Annotated in this window: 15 protein-coding genes; 7 read left to right on the top strand and 8 right to left on the bottom strand. The window is 58.9% G+C overall.

The features are described 5' to 3' along the window. Positions 1 to 69 precede the first annotated feature (69 nt). The gene (locus tag V8J88_RS10625) at positions 70 to 4,584 is read right to left on the bottom strand and encodes a hypothetical protein (RefSeq protein WP_338849470.1); all 4,515 of its coding nucleotides are present in this window, start codon (positions 4,582 to 4,584) and stop codon (positions 70 to 72) included. Between the two features lie 320 nt (positions 4,585 to 4,904). Between V8J88_RS10625 and V8J88_RS10620 the strand changes: the two genes are divergently transcribed. From V8J88_RS10620 to V8J88_RS10605, 4 genes are all read left to right on the top strand, one after another. Continuing rightward, entirely contained in the window at positions 4,905 to 6,146 is a 1,242-nt protein-coding gene (locus V8J88_RS10620; protein WP_338849469.1) for a cystathionine gamma-synthase family protein, read from the top strand. Between the two features lie 29 nt (positions 6,147 to 6,175). Then, entirely contained in the window at positions 6,176 to 7,171 is a 996-nt protein-coding gene (locus V8J88_RS10615; RefSeq protein ID WP_338849467.1) for an alpha/beta hydrolase, read from the top strand. Between the two features lie 168 nt (positions 7,172 to 7,339). Then, the gene (locus tag V8J88_RS10610) at positions 7,340 to 8,332 is read left to right on the top strand and encodes an LD-carboxypeptidase (protein ID WP_338849465.1); all 993 of its coding nucleotides are present in this window, start codon (positions 7,340 to 7,342) and stop codon (positions 8,330 to 8,332) included. Continuing rightward, the gene (locus V8J88_RS10605; RefSeq protein WP_338849464.1) at positions 8,329 to 9,603 is read left to right on the top strand and encodes an FAD-binding oxidoreductase; all 1,275 of its coding nucleotides are present in this window, start codon (positions 8,329 to 8,331) and stop codon (positions 9,601 to 9,603) included. The genes V8J88_RS10610 and V8J88_RS10605 overlap by 4 nt, the downstream gene beginning before the upstream one ends. Before the next feature lie 39 nt (positions 9,604 to 9,642). Here V8J88_RS10605 and V8J88_RS10600 read toward each other — a convergent pair whose 3' ends face one another. After that, positions 9,643 to 9,834 carry a hypothetical protein gene (locus tag V8J88_RS10600; RefSeq protein ID WP_338849462.1) on the bottom strand — a complete coding sequence of 64 codons (192 nt, stop codon included), beginning with the start codon at positions 9,832 to 9,834 and terminating at the stop codon, positions 9,643 to 9,645. Between the two features lie 93 nt (positions 9,835 to 9,927). Here V8J88_RS10600 and V8J88_RS10595 point away from each other — a divergent pair, with 93 nt between their 5' ends. Continuing rightward, positions 9,928 to 10,353 (top strand): hypothetical protein, encoded by a 426-nt coding sequence (locus tag V8J88_RS10595; protein WP_338849461.1) that lies wholly within the window; start codon positions 9,928 to 9,930, stop codon positions 10,351 to 10,353. On the opposite strand, the gene V8J88_RS10590 is transcribed toward V8J88_RS10595, so the two are convergent. The 6 genes from V8J88_RS10590 to V8J88_RS10565 form a co-directional block, all read right to left on the bottom strand. Further along, positions 10,341 to 10,529, bottom strand: a complete 189-nt coding sequence (locus tag V8J88_RS10590) for a hypothetical protein (RefSeq protein ID WP_338849460.1) — start codon at positions 10,527 to 10,529, stop codon at positions 10,341 to 10,343. The two genes, V8J88_RS10595 and V8J88_RS10590, sit on opposite strands and share 13 nt — an antisense overlap. 24 nt (positions 10,530 to 10,553) lie before the next feature. After that, entirely contained in the window at positions 10,554 to 10,739 is a 186-nt protein-coding gene (locus V8J88_RS10585) for a hypothetical protein (protein ID WP_338849458.1), read from the bottom strand. Positions 10,740 to 11,706: 967 nt separating this feature from the next. After that, positions 11,707 to 12,099: a glutaredoxin family protein gene (locus tag V8J88_RS10580; RefSeq protein WP_338849457.1), complete on the bottom strand. Its 393-nt coding sequence runs from the start codon at positions 12,097 to 12,099 to the stop codon at positions 11,707 to 11,709. A gap of 412 nt (positions 12,100 to 12,511) precedes the next feature. Continuing rightward, a complete protein-coding gene (gene serB / locus V8J88_RS10575; RefSeq protein WP_338849869.1) occupies positions 12,512 to 13,366 on the bottom strand; it encodes a phosphoserine phosphatase SerB in 855 nt (284 codons plus the stop codon). Between the two features lie 11 nt (positions 13,367 to 13,377). Beyond that, entirely contained in the window at positions 13,378 to 16,863 is a 3,486-nt protein-coding gene (mfd, locus tag V8J88_RS10570) for a transcription-repair coupling factor (protein WP_338849456.1), read from the bottom strand. Positions 16,864 to 17,270: 407 nt separating this feature from the next. Beyond that, entirely contained in the window at positions 17,271 to 18,704 is a 1,434-nt protein-coding gene (locus V8J88_RS10565) for a phytase (protein WP_338849454.1), read from the bottom strand. A gap of 214 nt (positions 18,705 to 18,918) precedes the next feature. On the opposite strand from V8J88_RS10565, the gene V8J88_RS10560 reads away from it, so the two are divergent. Both V8J88_RS10560 and V8J88_RS10555 read left to right on the top strand, forming a co-directional pair. Beyond that, a complete protein-coding gene (locus tag V8J88_RS10560) occupies positions 18,919 to 19,368 on the top strand; it encodes an MOSC domain-containing protein (RefSeq protein ID WP_338849453.1) in 450 nt (149 codons plus the stop codon). A 98-nt stretch (positions 19,369 to 19,466) separates the two neighbouring features. Next, complete coding sequence (locus V8J88_RS10555) at positions 19,467 to 20,030, top strand: DUF3617 domain-containing protein (protein ID WP_338849452.1); 564 nt, start codon at positions 19,467 to 19,469, stop codon at positions 20,028 to 20,030. Positions 20,031 to 20,032 lie beyond the last annotated feature (2 nt).

Below are 20,032 nucleotides of genomic sequence, written 5' to 3'. Positions count from 1 at the left end.
CCACAATCCGCGCTGAGTCGCCAATCAAGCCGTTTTGCGCGGGCACAGTTTTGCGCCCGCGCAAAGGCCTCAATCCTGCAACTGCGCCAAATTCAATTTATCTTCCGGAAGTTTTTTACCCGGTGCTTCGACCTCGCCCGACAGGGCCTTCTTCTTCGCTGCCGGTTTGGCTTTGAGGGCGGCGGCTTTTTCTTCCGGCAATTGCATCAATTGATAAGCCATTTGCAAACGCGACACCGGTTCTGCCGCCGGCGCGGCGATCTGCGCGGCCGGGGCTTGTGCGATCACCGGCGCGGTGGCGTGCGCCACGCCGCTGCCGCTCAAGGCGGCCAAAGCTTGTTGCGCCATGCCCGGCGCGCCGTAATGCGCCACCCCGAACACGGAGGCCAGCACCGCAAACATCAACATCAGTTGCGCCACGCTTTGACGGGCGGCGTTCAGGACGCGCTGTTTTTTGGAGGGCGGGGCGGATTCGGCTAACACCACTTCGGCCTTGGCGCGCCATTCGCTGTTTTTCTTGCCTTGCAGGGCGACGCGTTCCAACAATTCCTTGGCCAGCGCTTCGGCTTCTTTTTGCTCGGCGGCCAGCTTGGCGCACAGATTCGCGCTCAGTTCTGCGCTGGCGGCTTCGGCCTGGGCCTGGGCTTGCGCCAATTCCAGTGCTTTTTGCTCGGCTTGCATGCGCGCTTGCGCGGCGGCGTTGGCTTGTTCTTGCGCGGCAGCGCGTTCGCGCGCCAATTGCGCTTCTTTTTGCGTGGCGGCGGCGCGTGCGGCGGCTTGCTCGGCGGCGCGCTGTTCAGCGGCTTTCTTTTGCTCCAAGGCCAGCACGCTTTGTTGCAAGGCTTGCTGACGGCGGTTTTCCAGTTCGGCCAATTCCTGTTCTTCCTGCATTTTCACTTGCAGCAGGCGGGCCGCTTCCTGTTGCGCGCGGGTGCGGGCGCAGCTTTGTTCAAACAATTCACGCTCGGCCTTGCATTTGGCGGCTTGCGCATTGCGCTCGGCCACTTCGGCCAATTCGCGCGCGCGGGTGACTTTGGCCAATTCCTGCGCCATTTGCGCTTTTTCGGCGGCGGCGACAGCGGCGTTTTGCTCGCTTTGCAGTTTTTCTTCCAGTGCGGCCAGGCGCATGCGTTCGGCTTCGGCTTGTTCGGCTTGCAGCACGCATTGTTGATGCAGGCGGGCGCTGGCTTCTTGTTCCAGGCGGGCTTTTTCCTGTTCGGCCTGGGCCAGTTCCAGCGCGGCGCGGGCGTTTTCGCAGGCCGCTTCCTTGGCTTGCAGCTGGGCCGCTTCTTGTGCGGCCAGGTGTTGCAACATGGCGCGTTCGGCCTGGGTTTGCTGTTCCAGTGCGGCGCGCGCCTGCGCTTCGCGGGCGCTGCGCTCTTGCGCTAAGCGCAATTGTTCTTCCGCTAAGCGGGCGGCGGCTTCGGCGTCGGCGCGCGCCTGTTCTTCGGCGGCTTGTTTTTGCTTATGCAGCGCTTGCGCCCTTTCTTCCGCTGCTAAGCGCTCGCGCTCAGCCTGGGCTGTGGCTAAGGCTTCGCGTGCGGTGGCCAGGGCGGCTTGGGCGGCGCGTTTTTGCATTTCCGCTGCGCTTTGCGCTTGATTCATGGCGTGTTTGCTGGCGGCGGCTTCGGCTTGCGCGGCGCGGGCGCGCAGTTGTTCTGCGGCGTGTTGTTCGCGCAGGGCTTTGGCTTGTTCTTCTTCAGCCTGGGCGCGCGCTTGTGCGGCGGCTTGCGCAGCGGCTTCTTCTGCTGCCTTGGCTTGCGCGGCGATGGTGGCGGCTTTTTCTGCGGCAAGGCGCAATTCTTCGGCTTCGCGTTGCGCGCGCAGCGCGGCTTGCGCGGCTTGTGCGCTGGCGGCGCGTTCGCCTTCCAGGGCGGCTAAGCGGCGCGCTTCTTCGGCTTGTTGTTGCGCGGCGGCGGCGGCGGCTTGGGCGGCGGCGGCGCGCGCCTGTTCGGCCAATTCCTGTTCGCGCAATTGGGCGGTGTGGGCTTGATCGGCGGCGGCGCGCGCTTTGGCGGCTTGCGCGGCGGCGGCTTCCTGTTGTGCGCGGGCTGCTGCTGCGGCGGCGGCGGCGAGTTCGGCGGCGATGCGTTTTTCTTCTTCTTCGCATTGGGCGCGCAGCGCGGCTTGTGCCTGCTGCAGGGCGGCGGCGCGTTTGCTTTCCAATACCGCCAGGCGCGCGGCTTCCTGTGCTTGACGCTCGGCGGCGAGGGCGGCTTCGGCCAGGGCCTGTCCTTGTTCTTCGGCGCGTTGGCGCAGTTCGGCTTGGGCCTGGGCTTCGCGTTCGGCGGCTTGCAGGGCTTGCGCTTCTGCCTGTTCGCGTTGCGCGGCCAGCGCGCGCACCTTGTCTTGCGCTTGGGCGAATTGGGCGCGTTGCTGTTCTTCACGGGCGCGCAGTTCACGCGCCAGGGCTTGCGCTTGCGCTTGTTGCTGTTCGGCCAATTGGCGTGCGCTTTCTTCCGCTTGCAATTTTTCTTGCAGCGCGGCGCAGGCTTGCTGTTCGGCTTCCATGCGTTCGCGTTCGGCGCGGGTCAGGTCGGTGGCTTCCTTGGCTTTGAGCAGATGCAGGGCGGCGGTGCGCTTTTGCAGTTCGGCGCGCACCCGGCTTTGTTGCACCAGCGCTTTTTTGGCCTGGCATTCCGCATTCAGGGCTTGCTTTTCTGCGCGTTCGCTTTCCTCTTGCTCGGCGAGCAGCTTGGCGTGTTCGGCTTGGGCCTGGGCGCGTGCGGCGGATTCGATACGGGCGCGTTCCAGCGCTTGCAGTTTTTCTTGCGCGGCTTGGGCGGCTTGCGCGGCGGCTTGCGCGGCTTGCTGTTCGCGCGTTAATTGTTCTTGCAGTGCGTGCAGGGCGGTTTTTTCATCCTGGGCGCGTTGCCGTTGCAGCTTGGCCAGTTGCACCGCGTCGCGCGCTTTTTGCATGGCGGCGCGGGCTTCGGCGGCTTTTTGCTCGGCTTGCACGGTTAAGTTTTCCAGCGCCAGCTTGGCGGCGGCGGCTTCGGTTTCTGTTGCGATGCGCAGGGCCTGGTCGGCTTGCTGGCGCTGTTTCAAGGCTTGCGCCTGTTCCTGATCGGCGCGTGCGCGCGCTTGCGCTTCGTCGCGTGCGGCGGCTTCGGCGGCTTGCTTTTCCAGCATGGCGGCGGCGGCTTGCTGGTCGGCTTCGATGCGTTCTTTTTCGGCTTTGGCCAAGGCCAGTGCGGCTTCGGCTTTTTGCGCGGCTGCTTCGGCGCTCTTTCTTTGCAGCGCGGCGTGTTCGGCCACCAGGCTTAATGCCTGTTCTTCGGCCTGGTTGCGGATGGCGGCCATTTTGGCCGTGCTTTCTTCCAGCTGGGCGCGTTCTTGCGCCAGGATGCGGGCGCGCTGTTCTTCGGCGATGCGCGCTTGCAGGGCTTGTTCGGCGGCTTGTTCTGCTTCCAGGCGCTGGCGCGCCTCTTCGGCGGCGCGCGCTTCTGAACTTAAACGGGCGCGTGCTTGTTGTTCGGCTTGGTGTTCTGCTTCTACCCGCGCCAAGGCGGCGGATTGCAATTTCTTTTCGGTGGCGATGCGCGCTTCGGTGGCGGCGCGGATGCGGGCGTCTGCGTCGCGCCGGGCTTGCGCGGTGAGGGCGGCGATGCCTTCGGCTTTGTGCAGCTCTTCGGCGATTTCCGCCATTTCCGATTCTGATTGCAAGCGCAGGTGCAGCGCTTCGGCGGCGCGCCGTTCGTGCTCGGCGCGCGCTTGCGCCATGGCTTCGCTTTGCTGTTCCAGCGCTAAGCGGGCGCGCGCTTCTTCGCGTGCGCGGATTTCCGCCGCGCTGCGGTCCAGCGTATCGGTGAGGGCGGCGCAATCGAGTTCGGTGCGCTCTTTGTACAGCTTTTGGTGCTGCACTTCGGCGTTTTTCAGGTGTTCTGCGCTCTTTCTTGCGCTTTCTTCGATTTGTTCGCGGTTGCGCGCAATCGCCGCCAATTCGGTTTCGACTGCGGCGCGGGCGCGCGCTTCTTCTTCGGCGCGGCGGAAGGTTTGTTCGCGTTCTGCGGCTTGAATGCGGGCGCGCTCGGTTTCTTCTTGCAGACGTTGCGCGGCTTCGCTGGCGCGCTGGGTCATGGCGCTGTCTTGCTGCACTTGCTGCATGGCGCGCTTGCGCACTTCCTGTTCGGCTTTGGCGCGCGCATCGGCGGCGTCTTTGACTTGTTGATCCGCTTCCACCCGGGCGCGCAGTTCGGCGATTTCTTTATTCACGGCGGCGGTGCGCGCTTCTGAGGCTAAGCAGGCCTGGCGCTCAACTTCGAGCTTGGCGCGGGTGGCGGCAATCGCTTCTTCGGCGGCCTTGGCCTTGGCCTGGGCGGCGGCGGCGGCTTCGGTGTCGGCTTTGGCGCGCGCTTCGGCGATGGCGCGGGCGCGGCTTTCGGCCTGCGCCCGGCTTTCTGCGGCGAAGGTGGCTTTGGCCTCGGCTTCAACGCGGGCGATGGCTTCGTGGATGGCGCGCAATTCCTGTGCGGCGCGGCCATTTTCATCCGTCGGCAAGTCGAGTTCCGGCTCCGGCAGCAGCAGGCCATGTTCGATTCCAGGATTTACTTGAGGCTCACGGGCGGTTTGCTGATTTTCCATCTTCGGCTCCATCTGTGCGCTAGGCGTTAGTCGATTGCAGCCATTATTACCCCCGCCTGGCAAGCCCGATGCGCAAAGAAAAGGGGGGAAAGGCGGGCTGTTTGCGCTTTTAAGGTCTGGATTGCTTGTTGGATATTTGCAAAATGGCATCTTTTTCGCGCGTAAGCTTGATGCCGGACGCGGGCCGGGCGCATGGCTGGCAAAAATTCGGCAGGGCGCTGACGTTTGCGGCGACGCCAGCGCTACAATATGACGCTTTGATGACGCAAACGCGCCAAAAACCCGGATTGGCCGGGAAAAATTCGGCGCAAGGATGAGGCATGGAACAAAAGAAAAAGGGGTTTACCACCGGCATCTTGCATGCCGACCGGCAAAAGGGTATTGAGCATGGCTCTTTGCACAAGCCGGTGCATAATTCGGTCGCTTTCGGCTATGCCAATGCGCGCGAGCTGGCGGCGGTGTTTCAGGGGCGTCAGCCCGGTTATCGCTATGGCCGTCAGGGCAATCCGACGGTGGCGGCCTTGGAAGACAAGGTTAATTTAATGGAAGACGGGGCCGGCACGGTGTGCTTCGCCACCGGCATGGCGGCGATTGGCGCGCTGTTTCAAGGCTTGCTGCGCGCGGGCGACCATGTGATTTCTTCCCAATTTCTGTTTGGCAACACCAACAGCCTGTGGCAAACCTGCGCTCAGCAGGGGGTGACGGTGAGCATGGTGGACGCGACGGATGTGGCGCAGGTGAAAGCCGCCATCACGCCGGCCACGCGCATGGTGTTTGTTGAAACCATCGCCAATCCGCGCACCCAGATCGCTGATCTGGAGCGCATCGGCGCTTTGTGTGATGACTTGGGCTTGTTATATGTGGTGGATAACACCATGACCAATCCCTGGCTGTTCCAACCCAAGGCGGTGCGCGCGCATCTGGTGATCAATGCGCTCACCAAGAGCATAGGCGGTCATGGCAATGCCCTGGGCGGGGCCTTGACCGACACCGGCTTGTATGACTGGCAGCGTTGGCCGCATATCGCGGAAAACTACAAACGCAATCCGCCCAAAACCTGGGGTCTGGCGCAGATCCGCGCCAAGGGCTTGCGCGATTTCGGCGCGGCCCTGGCGCCGGAGGCGGCGCATCATTTGGCGGTGGGGGCGGAAACCCTGGCCCTGCGCACCGCGCGCACTTGCAGCAATGCGCTGGCCTTGGCGCGCCTCTTGCAAAGCCATGCCAAGGTGGCGGCGGTGTATTACCCGGGGCTGGAAAATCATCCTCAGCATGCGCTTGCCGGCACATTATTCCGCCACAGCGGGGCTTTGCTGAGTTTTGAGTTGCTGCCTGAGCTGGATTGCTTTGCCTTTTTGGATGCGCTGCAGCTGGCTATTCCGAGCAGCAATTTGGGCGATAACCGCACCTTGATCATTCCGGTGGCGCATACGATTTTCTATGAAATGGGGCAGGAGCGCCGCGCCAGCATGGGGATTGCGGAATCGCTGTTGCGGGTGGCGGTGGGGATCGAAGACGAGGCCGATTTACTGGATGACTTTACGCAAGCATTGCAGCAAGTGTGAGCCTGGTGCGACTTGATTGGCGGGAGGGCATGATGTGGCATAAAACCCAGCGGCGCTATGAGCGCCAGGCCGAAGATGACAGCCTGTTGACGCAGGCGGCGGGGCAGGGCTTTCGCTTTGTCGAGCGCGCCGGGGTGCGATTGTGTTATCGCACCGATGGCGATGCGGGCGGCGTGCCGCTGCTGCTGGTGATGGGCTTGGGCATGCAACTCATTTCCTGGCCGCCGGAATTGGTGCAGGGCCTGGTGCGCGCCGGTTATTTTGTGATCCGCCTGGATAATCGCGACGCCGGCCTGTCGTCACATTTGCCGCATCTGGGACGGCCCAATTTGCCGCTGGCGTATGTGAAATCGATTTTCCGTCTGCCATTGCGCGCGCCTTATCTTTTATCCGATATGGCGCTGGATTGTCTGGCGGTGCTGGATGACGCCGGCGTGCGGCAAGCGCATCTGGCCGGGGCTTCAATGGGCGGTATGATTGTGCAATTGATTGCCGCCATGCATCCCGGGCGTTGTCTGAGTTTGACTTCCATCATGTCCACCAGCGGCCGGCGCGGCTTGCCCGGCCCGGTCAGGGCGGCGCGCCGGGTGATGTTGAGCGGCCCCAAGCCCGGCGCCAGCCAGGAGGAATTGCTGGATTACAGTGTGAATGTGTGGCGTGTGCTGGGCAGCCCGGGTTTTCCATTTGAGGAAGCGCAATTGCGCCAGCGCATAGCCGCCGGTCTGGCGCGCAGCTTCAATCCGCAAGGCACGGCGCGCCAATTGCTGGCGGTGGCCGCTTCCGGCAGCCGGGTCGCGCTGCTGCCGCAAGTCAAGGCGCGCGCCCTGGTCATGCATGGGCGCCAAGATCCGCTCTTGCCGCTGGCTTGCGGCGAGGATTGCCACCGCTTATTGCCAAACAGCAGTTTGCGCATTTTTGAAGGCATGGGCCACGATTTGCCGCATGCCCTGTTGCCGGACTTTGTCAGCATGATTGATGCCCATTGCCAGGGACGCAGTGTGCCATGGCAAAGCGTGTTGCCGTAAGGCGCAGCATGTACAATGCGGCAATGCTTTGCCGGTGCGGCTGCCTGGCGAATGACGCCTGAGCAGCCCTGGCAGGAGCGGCTTTAGCCGCGAATCAACTCCGGGCAACCCGCTTACACGGCTTACCCGGAAAATAAGCCCCATCCCTGTGCTATGAGTGATGTTCCGATGTCTGAACCCGAGCAAGTTTTATCCCCCGTCTTTTCACATCAGCCCGGCCTGGTTCTGTGCGCCCCTTCCGGCTGCGCCCAGGAAGGCGCCAACCTTGAACTTGGCCTGCGCCGCCTGCAGCAACTCGGCTTTTGCGTGCGCAATCTGTATGCGCATGATGCGCGCATGTTGCGCTTTGGCGGCACGGATGCCGCGCGCGTGGCTGCGCTGCATGCCGCTGCCAAAGATCCGCAGGCGCAAGTCGTGCTGGCCTTGCGCGGCAGCTATGGCCTGAGCCGCATTCTGGATCAAGTGCAATGGGATCTGCTGGCCGAAAGCGGCAAGCTGTTTTTCGGCTATTCCGATTTCACCGCCTTGAATCTGGCCTTATGGCGGCAAACCGGGGCCTGCAGTTTTTCCGGCCCCATGCTGTGCGATGATTTCATCTTGCCGCAAGTCAATGACTATATGCTGAGCCAATTTTGCGCCATTCTGCAGCAGCCGCAGCACAGCCTGCTGCTGGATGCACAGGCCGAGGCTGCCGGCAGCAGCCTGGCGCCGGGGCAAAAGATTGAGGGCGTGTTATGGGGCGGCAATCTGGCCATGCTGCTCAGTCTGCTTGGCACGCCGTATTTTCCGACGCCGGCGCAAACCGATGGCGGCATTTTGTTTTTAGAAGATGTCAGCGAACATCCTTACCGCATTGAGCGCATGCTTTTGCAGCTCTTGCATGCCGGGGTGTTGCAGCGCCAGCGCGCGATTGTGCTGGGCGATTTTTCCGGCTATCGTCTCGCGCCTTATGACAATGGATTTGATTTTGCCGCCATGCTGGCGCATCTGCAAAGCCGGCTTAAGGCGCCGATTTTCACCGGCCTGCCGTATGGCCATATCAAACGGCGCGCCAGTTTGCCGATCGGCGCGCAAGCCACGCTTGCACACAGCGATGCCGGATTGCGCCTGCATCTGCAAGGCTATCCCACTTTATCCGCAGGCAAGGGCGGTCAGTCATGAGCGCTTTATCTGATCTGAGTTTTTACCGCGCCAGCAGCGCGGGCGAGCGCTATCCCCGCCTGCAAGGCGGGCAACGTTGCCGGGTGGCGATTATTGGCGGCGGTTTTGCCGGCATGGCCAGCGCGCTGTCCTTGGCTGAGCGTGGCGAAACCGATGTGTGCGTGCTGGAGGCGCAGCAAATCGGGCATGGCGCGTCCGGCTTGAATGGCGGTTTTGTGTTTGGCGGCTATTCCCTGGGCGAGCGCGCCTTGTTAGCGCAGGCCGGCCCGGAAAAAGGCCGCGCGCTGTATCAATTGACGCTGGAAGCGGTGGAGTTGATCCGCCGCCGCATCGCACGCTATGCGATTGACTGCGACAAGGTGGAAAGCGGCATTTTGCTGGCGAACTGGTTTGATGACGATGCGATATTGCAGCAGCAACAAGCGTTTATGCGCGATCAGCTGGGCGTGCAGTGGGAGAGCGTATCGCGCGGGCAATTGCGTGAACAGCTCTTGAGCGAACGTTATTTTGGCGCCTTGTTTGAGAAAAACGCTTTTCACTTTCATCCGCTCAAATATGCGCAGGGCGTGGCGGCGGCTTTGCGCGGCCATGGCGTGCAAGTGTATGAAGATTCGCGCGCATTGCACATCAGCCGCAGCGGTTCAGGCTGGCGGGTTGAGACTGCGCAGGGCAGTGTCGAGGCCGAACACTTGCTGGTGTGTTGCGGCGGGTATATCGAAAAACTGTATCCGCAATTAGCGCGCGCGATTTTGCCCATCGCCACCTATGTGATGGCCACCGAGCCGCTGGGCGCGCGTTTGCAAGACGCCATGCGCACCCCGGCGGCGGTGTATGACACCCGCTTTGCCTTTGATTACTACCGCCCCTTGCCGGATACGCGCTTGCTGTGGGGCGGGCGCATCTCGATTATGCGCAAAAGCCCGCAGCAGGTGGCGCGCTTGTTGTATGGCGATATGTTGAAAGTCTATCCGCAGCTGGCCGGGGTCAAGGTGGAGCATGCCTGGTGCGGTTTGATGAGTTATGCGCGGCATAAAATGCCGCAAATCGGCAATCTGGCGCCGGGGCTGTGGTATGCGATGGGGTTTGGCGGGCATGGCGTGGGGCCGACTTCCGCCGCCGGCGAAGTGTTGGCGCGCGCGTTGACGGGCGACACGCAGCGGCTGCAGCAGTTTGCCCAATGGGGTTTGCCCTGGACTGGCGCCGGGGCCGGTTTGCTGGCGGCGCAGCTCACATATTGGTATTACGAATTGCGTGATTGGTTGAATGAATAAGCAAGCCGGCGGCGCTTAGCCGCCAGCTTGCATGTTGCATCAAGTGCGGCAGCGGTCTTTGCAGCTCAAGACATTTTCGATGCAGGCATCAACTGCCAGCCAGTCGCCGTTAGCCTGCGCTAAGCATTGGCGGTATTCAAGGTCGCAGCCATAGCGGCATTCGTCATAAGCATAGGCGCTGGAAGCAGCTAAGCCGATGGCGAACAGAAATAATGAGAGTTTCGCTTTCATATTGTTTCCTTGTGTTGGGATGAAAAAATGCGCTCAGAGCTTGTGACGTCGCTGCTGTATTTGATGCAGCAACGCTAGCTTTCCAGGCAGGACTTGCTGCAATTCGGCGTTGCTCAGTTGGCAAAAGCCGTGCTGCATAACCACGCTGATGTGTGGTTATGCATGTTTTACGGATTAAGGAGTTTGAATGCCGCAGTAATATGCCAGGCAATCCCATTTTGCTTCATTGCAAAGAAAACGGGGCGTGCCGGAGGCGATACAGGCGCGGTAATCGGCATAGCAATGCGAGCAATTGTCCATCGCCGCAATGGCGGAGGCGCTCATGCCGCATGCAAACAAAAACAAGGCAACTTTACGTTTCATCATGATTCTCATCCAAAAAACACATTTGAAAAATCACATACGTTGTCAAGGAAAAGACCTGCGTGGTATGTGACATCAAGCTGGCATGCCTGTTGCAACAGTTGGCGCATGCCGGGTCAAGCCTGTTTTACACGGGCAATGCTTCAGGGCTGTTGAATGCCGCAGGAACCCAGGCATGACCATTTAAAGTCTTCACATTGATACCACGGCTCGCCAGCAGCAACACATTGGTTATATTCATAGAAGCACATGTTTTCGCAATTCCACATGCCGGACATTGCGCTGGTGCTTACGCCAAAGGCAAACAAAAATAAAGCGATTTTGCGTTTCATCGGGTTTCTCCTGGGGGGGGGACATTAAGCGGCGTTGCAGTCGTTCATGCAAATGTTTTTCTCACGGCTGCAGCTCCAGCTCGGAATGCCATCAGCCAGACAGGCGCGATAATCAATCAGGCAAATACGCTCGCACATGGTGATGCTGTGCGATGCGCTGCTGGCGGCGACGCCCAGGGCAAAAATGAACAGGGATAATTTGGCTTTCATCAGAAAACTCCAGTAGGTGCAAACCGTTTAGCGGGATGCGGTTGGGGTGAAAAGACGCTGATTTTTTTAATAAGAGCGTCCGCAAAAAAAAGGTGTAAGCCATCTGCTGCCGGATGATTGCGCGCGCGATCATGCTCCGGCTTGTTTAATGAGACAGCCGTTTCTGTGTGGGCGCGCAATCGGGTTTTATGGTTAAGCCAGCGGTGGCGCATGGGGAGTTGTCATTCACTCCAATTCCTTAATCCACCGCTGCCGGATGCCGGCTTATCTGCGCTGTTTTTCAGGGATCACATGCCATATAACAGGCTTGATATTGCTGAAGACAGCTTACAGCACCATCTTGACAATATCTGTAATCGATAGAGCAGCGATCGTAGCAGCTGTAATATGCAAAAGACAGGCTGCTGAATGTTACGCCAACTGTAAATAAAAACAGCGAGAATTTGCTTTTCATCATATCTCTCCAATTGAAGCCGGCGTTCTTCTGGCCGGAAATTGTTGCGCCTGCATTCAGGCGAAATGCATAAGCTGCATTTTCTGTATGAGCTGGATATGCAAGACTGCGTGCGTCATATCGCTATTTGCAATAAAAAATGTATCTATTCAGCCACTGCGCTAACTATTCGGTCTTATATACCAAGCGGGTTGCAGCTTCATTGCGCCGGGCTTGTCGAACCACGGTTTTGCCGTTCGTGGTGAGCGTGTCGAACCATGATCAACCATGCCCTTCGACAGGCTCAGGGCGAACGGCGCGCCAAAATGCCGCTGGCGGTTTTCATTTTATATCCGTGAATCGTTCGTACCGAACTTGTCGAAACACGCTTTTATCGAAAGCGTGAACAGACACGTTATAAAAATGACTGCGCAAGATAATATCCAGCCCTCACATTGTCAGATATGACAATATGATATTGAATAGTGAGATGAAAGGCGGGCGGGATGATGATTGAGGCCCGCCTTGGAATAATCAGACCGGTTTTTGCGCCTTTTGCAATGCTTCTTCGATTGCTTTTTCATTAAAGCCGTCGATGCGGCGGTTGCCAATTAAAATCACCGGCACCGCTTTGCCGCCCATTTCTTTGAAGCGCTTGCCAGCCTGTTTGTCATGATTTACATCCAAATCAGCAAAGTTGATTTTTTTGCCAGCTAAGTATTCCCGGGTTTTTGCGCAAAACGGGCAGGTTTGTGTGCCATATACTACAATCTGTTTGCCGGCGGCAGCATAATGCTGGCTGTAATTACCTTCGGTGTATGGGGATTTAAACCAATCCGGCGCGCGCACGGCGGCATAACCTGTGCCAAGTCCGGCTGCTAAAATCAAAAGATAGGAAAAGGCAGTTTTAAGAGCCTGCTTATACATATTATCTCCAGGAGGGCTTTTATGGTGTTAACCGCCATATTTTGTTTATGGCGTGTTCTAGCATGTGGACATATCTTACCAGAGCAGAAAATGTCTGTGCGAAAAAATGCATATGCATAGCAATATTTTTTTACATCTGTGAAATGAATGAGTTTCTTGATAATGCGACTCGCCTTATTCATCCGGTGTGGCAATGTTTCTCATTGGAAAATTACATTGCGGGAAAAATGATGTGGATTTACTTATTGAAAATGAATGTGGCGCTGCAGCCAGCGCAGCGGCTGCAGCGATATGAATACTTCGCGTATCGGAATGGGGAGATATGCCGGCGCGGCCAGCAAAGCGGGCCTAGCGCGCATGTGGGCCGCAGGGCGTGGCTCACATGCGCGCGGGGTGCGGGGGGGGGGGGCGCTCAATACGCCAATAAGGCCAGCATGCCATCCATGCCGACATGATCAAAGCCGCACATGGCTTGTTGTTTGACGCGCGGCTTGGCGTGGTAGGCCACAGACAGGCCGGCGGCGCCCATCATCAGTAAATCATTGGCCCCATCGCCCATGGCGATCGCGTGCTGTGCTGTGATGCCGAGTTGTGCGCAGTAGTGCTGCAGGAAGTCGCGTTTTTTGGCGGCATTGAGAATTTCACCTTCGACCTGGCCGCTTAATTTGCCATCGGCCACGCCGAGTTGATTGGCGTGCGCATAATCGAGCTGCATCTGCGCTTTGACGCGCTCGGTAAAAAAGGTGAAGCCGCCGGACACCAGCAGGGTTTTCACGCCATGCGCGCGCATGGCCGCCAGCATGTTTTCCGCCCCCGGCGAAAAGCGCAGACGCTCTTCATAGACCTGCTGCAAAGCGGCTTGCGGCAGTCCCTGCAACAGGGCGACGCGGCGCTTTAAGCTGGCGTCAAAATCGAGTTCGCCGCGCATCGCCGCTTCGGTGATTTCTGAGACTTGCGCTTTTAAACCTTGCAGATCGGCGATTTCATCAATGCATTCGATGGTGATCAAGGTTGAATCCATGTCCATCACCAGTAAGCCGAAGCTGTCCCAGTTCATGCTTTGCGGCAGCAGCGCATAGTCGCATACGCCTTCGCACAAGGCTTGCAATTGCTGCCGCTGCGCATCGCCGGGGGCGGCGCAATCGGTTATGCGCCAAGTCTGGTAGGGAAATTGCGCGAAATTCTGTAAAGTGCTGCCGGGGAATAAGGCGGCGCAGGCTTGCGCAAGTGCTTGGGTGCAGGACGGGCCTTGCAAAATCAATTTCATGCTCATGGTTGTCAGTGCAAAAGTGCGCGTATGGTTTGTTTGATTTGGGCAACGCGCGCCGCCAGATCAGGCATGGCGCTGCTGATTTTCAATTTGTCCTGGCCGTGCAGTTTGATATTGCGGCTTTTCTGGATCAGATTGATGATGCGGTACGGGTCGATTGGCGGTTGCGGGATGAAGTGCAATACGGCTTGTTCGCTGTTGGCGTCGATTTTCGCCACCCCGGCTTGCTTGGCCAGCACGCGCAGGCGGTGGGTTTCCAGCAGGGCTTGCGCCTGCTCGGGCAATTTGCCGAAGCGGTCAATCATTTCTTCCTGGATCTGGTTGAGCGCGTCATCGTTTTCACAGCTGGCCAAGCGCTTGTAAATTGACAGGCGTTGATTCACATCGCCGCAGAAATCGTTTGGCAGCAGGGCCGGCACATGCAGATTGATTTCTGTGGTGGTCGAGAGCGGCGCGGTGAGATCCGGTTCTTTGCCGTTTTTCAGCGCGCGCACGGCGGCGCTGAGCATGTCGGAATACATTTGGAAGCCGACTTCGTGCATTTCGCCGGATTGATTATCACCCAGCACTTCGCCGGCGCCGCGAATTTCCAGATCGTGCATGGCCAGATAAAAGCCGCTGCCCAATTCTTCCATTTGTTGAATCGCTTCCAGCCGCCGTTCGGCTTGTTTGCCCAGTCCCTGCATATCATTCACCAGCAAATAGGCATAGGCTTGATGGTGCGAGCGGCCCACGCGGCCACGCAGCTGGTGCAGCTGGGCTAAGCCGAATTTATCGGCGCGGTGGATGATGATGGTGTTGGCGCTGGGGACGTCGATGCCGGTTTCAATAATCGTGGTGCACAGCAAAATATTAAAGCGCTGCGCCACAAAGTCGCGCATGACGCGCTCCAGGTCGCGTTCATGCATCTGGCCGTGGCCGACGCCGATGCGCGCCTCCGGCAGCAGGGCTTGCAATTTCGCCAGCCGGTTTTCAATCGTATCGACTTCGTTATGCAGGAAATAGATCTGGCCGCCGCGCTTCATCTCGCGCAAGCAGGCTTCGCGGATCACGGAATCATCTTCGCCGCGCACAAAGGTTTTAATCGCCAGCCGTTTTTGCGGCGCGGTGGCGATCACGGAAAATTCGCGCAAGCCTTCCAGGGCCATGCCCAAGGTGCGTGGAATCGGGGTCGCCGTCAGGGTCAGCACATCGACTTCGGCGCGCAGATTTTTCAGCGCTTCCTTTTGCCGCACGCCGAAGCGGTGTTCTTCGTCGATGATGATCAACCCTAAGCGCGCGAACTGTATCTCGGGCGACAAGAGTTTATGCGTGCCGATCACGATATCGACTGTGCCGGCGGCTAAGCCTTTGATGGCTTGGGTGATTTCTTTGCCGCTGCGAAAGCGCGACATTTCGGCAATTCTGACCGGCCAATCGGCGAAGCGGTCGGCGAAATTTTGCGCATGCTGCTCTGCCAAGAGGGTGGTGGGGGCCAAAATCGCCACCTGTTTGCCGCCCATCACGGCGACAAAGGCGGCGCGCAGGGCGACTTCGGTTTTACCAAAGCCGACGTCGCCGCAGACTAAGCGATCCATCGGCTTGCCGCTGGTCATGTCGCGGATCACAGCTTGAATCGCTTGCGCCTGATCGGGCGTTTCTTCAAAGCCGAAGCTGTCAGCAAAACGTTCGTAATCATGCGCGGAATATTCAAACGCATGGCCGCTGCGGGCGGCGCGGCGCGCATATAAATTCAGTAATTCGGCGGCGGTGTCGCGCACTTGCTGGGCCGCCTTGCGCTTGGCTTTTTCCCACTGGCCTGAGCCTAAGCTGTGCAGCGGCGCATCGTCTGAGGCGGCCCCCGAGTAGCGCGAAATCACATGCAGCTGCGCCACCGGCACATACAGTTTGGCGTCTTTGGCGTATTCCAGATGCAAAAACTCTGTTTCGCCAAAGCCCAGATCCATGCTGATCAAGCCCAGATAGCGGCCAATGCCATGACTCTCATGCACCACCGGGTCGCCCGGTTTGAGTTCGGACAGGTCGCGGATCATGGCGTCAACCTGGGTCACGCTCTCTTGCCGCTTGCGGCCACTGCGGCGCGGGGTGTTGGCGTACAGCTCGCTTTCTGTGATCAGGTAGAGCGTTTGTCCCTCAAATTGCAGCACGCAGCCAGCCGACAGCGGGGCCACGCTCAAGGCCAGTTTGCCGCTTGTGGCCAGAAAACCTTGCCAGCCTTCGCATTGGGCTGGTTCGATATCGTATTCGCGCAAGGTTTGCAGCAGGGTTTCGCGCCGGCCATTGCTTTCGGCGCACAGCAGGCTGGGGCCTTTGGCCTGCTGCAAAAAGCTGCGCAAATTGATGAAGGGGTCTTCCAGATGGCGGTTCACCGCCAGATTCGGCAGCGGCCCGGATTGCGGCAATTTGCCGGCGGCGGCTTCGTCGTTTTCTGTTTCGCTGTTTTCCGGGCTGGCCTGCGGGCGGATGGCTAAGCGCGGCCAGGGCTTGGCGCGCGTGAAAAACTCTTCTGCGCTTAAAAAAATCTGTTCCGGCGCCAGCAGCGGGCGCTCGCGCTGGGCGCCTAAGAATTTATAGCGTGACGCGGTTTCTTCGGCGAAGCGGCGCAGGCTTTGATCAATTTCGCCATGCATGGCAAAGCAGGCGTCGGCGGGCAGATAGTCAAACAGGCTGGCGGTTTCATCGAAAAACAGCGGCAGATAGTATTCAATGCCGGCGGCGGCGATGCCGTTGCCCATGTCTTTATACATCGGGCTGCGGCTGGGATCGCCTTCAAAAAATTCGCGCCAGCGCTTGCGAAAGCCATTGCGCGCCGCTTCATCCATGGGGAATTCGCGTCCCGGCAAAATGCGCACTTCCGGCACCGGATACAGCGAGCGCTGATTATCCGGGTCAAAGGTGCGGATGCCTTCCAAGGTGTCGCCGAATAAATCCAGGCGATAGGGCAGGGCTGAGCCCATCGGCCACAGATCAATCAAGCCGCCGCGCACTGCATATTCGCCCGGCGACATGACTTGTGAAACATGGTTGTAGCCGGCCAGCGTCAATTGCGATTTGAGCTTGGCTTCATCCAGGCGCTCGCCTTGTTTGAAGAAAAAAGTGTAGGCCGCCAGAAAGGAGGGCGGGGCCATGCGCACGGAGGCGGTGGTGGCGGGCGCCAGCAAGACATCGCAGCGCCGCATTTGCACTTCATACAGGGTTTCCATGCGCTCGGACACCAGGTCTTGGTGCGGCGAAAAAGCGTCATACGGCAGGGTTTCCCAGTCCGGCAGGAAGTGGCAGCGCAATTTGGCCGCGCCTTGTCCCTCGGCGAACCATTGCATTTCTTCCAGCAGACGCTGACCATCGGCGGCATGGGCGACAAACACGGTCAGCATGCGGCCTTGGGCGCTCAGTTGCAGCGCAGCTTGCGCTAATAAATAGGCGTCAGCAGAGCCTGTGACTGGCGGCAGGGCGAAACGCTGGCCTGCTTTGGGCAAGGGAATATTGGCTTGCATGGGTTGTACGGATGGAATGCGCAATCGGCCATTATAGTATGGCTCGCGCCTGCTGCGCCTGTTGTGCCGCATCAGGCGGCAAGCGCATACAGGCGCCGCATACGGCCCGGCAGTTTCCGCGCTGGAATGAGGCAGTCCAGCCGTCAGTCTGCCCCGCTGTGCCTGACACGCCGCCCAAGACTCTGCTCGCCATCTGCGGTGGGAGCGCATTCAGCGGCGAACAAGTCTGTGGCGCGCGACAAGGGCTATTCGTGGCAAAAGCCGCGCCTGCAAGCGCTATCAAGCTGGCCGGATGCCTCGCTGCTGGCGGCGCCTGCCCGTCGGATGCACACCAAACGCCTGTTTGCGGCCTGCGCCAAGCCTGCCCTGTCAGAGGCCGGCTTGGCAGTCTGTCGTCCGGGTGTGGATCAGAATTTGCGCGGATCGAAGTTGTTGTACTTTTCCAGCTTGAGCGCATTGGCGATTTTTTCCCAGCTGGTGAATTTCAGATTGGTTTGTTTGACTGTGCCATTGAGCTGGTTCAAGTCGTCGTTATAACCATCTTGCGTCACCAGCAGGCCATAAGGATAGCCCGGCAGCTGGAAGGCCAGCACATCCGCGCCGTCACATTCCTGCACCCCTTCGGGATTGCCTTGACTGCCCTGGTTCAGGCGGAAGCCTTGCAGCAAAACGGGTTTCGCTGCGCCATTTATGGAAAACACCGTAAAGCTGTCGTCATGTGGCGCATCGCTCAGATTCGGCGCTTCGCCGTGTGCGCCGCCCTGGCTGGAGGCAATCAGATAGCCGCCGCCATTGGGGCCGTAATAAATGCTCAAGCCTTCCAGGTCACGGCTGATTTTACTGTCCGGGTTGAAAAAGCTGTGTTTCACCACGGCCCCGTTCTGGCTGTAGCTCTCGCGTCCGCTGCCGCGCGTTTCGTACACCGGCTGGGTGTCGGCCTGACCGCTTTTCAAGTCAATCCGCCAGATGCCGACATCTTCCTGGCCGGCGTACAGCATGCCATTGCGCTGATCCACCACCATGCCTTCAAATTGCGGACTCCAGTCGCGGCTGGCGTCCTGTTCATTGCTTTCACGCAGGTTTTGCCCGCGCCAGGTGTAGGGAAAGCGCCAGTCGCGCCCGGCCAGGGCCGCCACATTCACCTTGCCGCCGGCTTCTGCGATCAATTCAAATTGTTTAATGCGCGCCTGTTTGCGCTGATTCACCAGCACAAAATGCTTGCCGCTGGCCTTGTCTGAATAGTGGGCGATGCCATAGCCGGTATGCTGTTTGGAGACGCTCATGGCCACATCGCTGGCGGCGTCCTGTTCCCGGCCTTCCGCCGGCGCGCCGGGGAACAGGCGCAGTGGCGCGGCAGAGGTGATGTCGATTAAGGGCAGGGCGCTTTGCGGGTCGATTTTCCAAACCCGGATCAAGTCCTGGCCACGGTCGGTGGCGATGGCCAGATCGACTACCGAATTGTCATCCAGTTTAAAGCCGTACACGATGTCCACATTGTTGTAGCGGCTTTTCCCCTTGCTGTCGTGATTGAGCGCGCCGGGGGCGATGCTTTGCAGCAATTTGCCTTGCAGATCATATACGCGCATGCCGCCATCTTTGATCGCGCTGACCACCAGACTCTTGGCGCTCTCTTGCGGATGCAGCCAGATCGCCGGATCATCCATATCGCCCATGCTTTCGCTGAGGTTTTCGGTTTCCAGATCAAAACTGACTGTGCTGACTGCATATGCCGGGGCAGGCGCGGCGCTGTTTGCTGCAGATGTGCTGGCTTGGGTGGTTTGGCTGCCGCCACAGGCGGTAAGCAGGGTGCTGAGCAGGCTCAGGCAAAGGAATTCGCGCATGATGTTGAATGCCGGGGGCGTTGAAAATGGCAGATCATAGGGAGCAAACATGACAAAACCGTGTCTTGCGCGCATATGCTTGAAAAAGATGGGTCTGGGTGTGCGCCGGGATCGTGAATTGGCATGAGTGCATGTTATTGTGCAGCTGGCCGGGCTTCAGCTTGTTTTTATCTGCCGGCATACACTTTTTCAGGCTTTCCCAGGGATGCAAGAGATGATTGAACACATTTTTATCAGCGCCGCACATGGTGCGCCCTTGACTGCACAGCACAGCGTGCAAGTGGACGCCGGCAAGGGCATTGCCGGCGATCGTAATTATGGCAAGCAGGATGAGCCGGGACAGAACATTACGCTGGTCGAAGCCGAAGAACTGGAAGCCTTTTGTCAGCTGTACGGGCGTGCTTATGAGCCGTCCGTGATCCGCCGCAATCTGGTCACGCGCGGTGTCAGGCTCAATGATTTGGTCGGTAAGCAATTCCAGCTTGGCGAGCTGGTGTTGCGCGGAGTGGAGTTATGCGAACCCTGTTCCATCGTCGGCGATTTACTGGCCGGGCCGGCAATCAGCGCGCCGCAAGTGGTCAAATATTGGGTGGGCCGGGGTGGTTTGCGCGCTGATGTGGTGCAAGGCGGGCAGTTGCATATTGGCGCCGTTTTGACACTGTGATTTACCGGCGGTCAGGCTGGCGAGTGCGTATGCTGAATCTCAATTTTGCCCCGGTTTTACGGTATTCTTGCTGAATTTCCATCTTGCAGGGAGTTGTGATGAGATATCTGATTTCTGTTGCCGCTTTCATGCTTGGCGCGGGCGCTTGTCTCTCGCTGGCGCAGGCTGCTGATACTGTCAATCCCGGTTTGTGGGAAGTGACATCGAAGATGCAATCCAGCGACAGTGCAGAAAACAAGTCGATGGAAGAGGCGCGCAAGCATTTGCAAAATGTGCCGCCCGAACAGCGCAAAATGATTGAGGAAATGATGGCCAAGCAAGGTATGCCGCTGCCAAAGATGGGCAAGGATGGCATGGTTATGAAAATCTGCCTGACGCCGGACATGGTCAAGCAGCGCAAAGGCTTGGTGGAAACCCGGGATAAGTGCAGCACCAAGATCGAGAACGCGGTCAACGGCAAGATGAAATTCAGCACAGTGTGCAGCAAGCCGCCTTCCAAAACTGAAGGCGAAGTCAGCTTGATCAGTGCAAGCCAGTACAGCGTGGTGTCGAACACCACCTCCAGCCATCAGGGCAAATCGACCACGCATACAGTCAATTTGCAAGGGAAATGGTTGGCTAATGATTGCGGCAGTGTGAAGCCGGTGGGCGTAATGCATTAAAT

It is taken from the genome of Massilia sp. W12 (genome assembly GCF_037300705.1).
Taxonomy (GTDB): Bacteria; Pseudomonadota; Gammaproteobacteria; order Burkholderiales; family Burkholderiaceae_D; genus JACPVY01.
The sequence above is the reverse complement of the archived record's forward strand: the minus strand, read 5'-3'. Positions and strand labels throughout refer to the sequence as shown.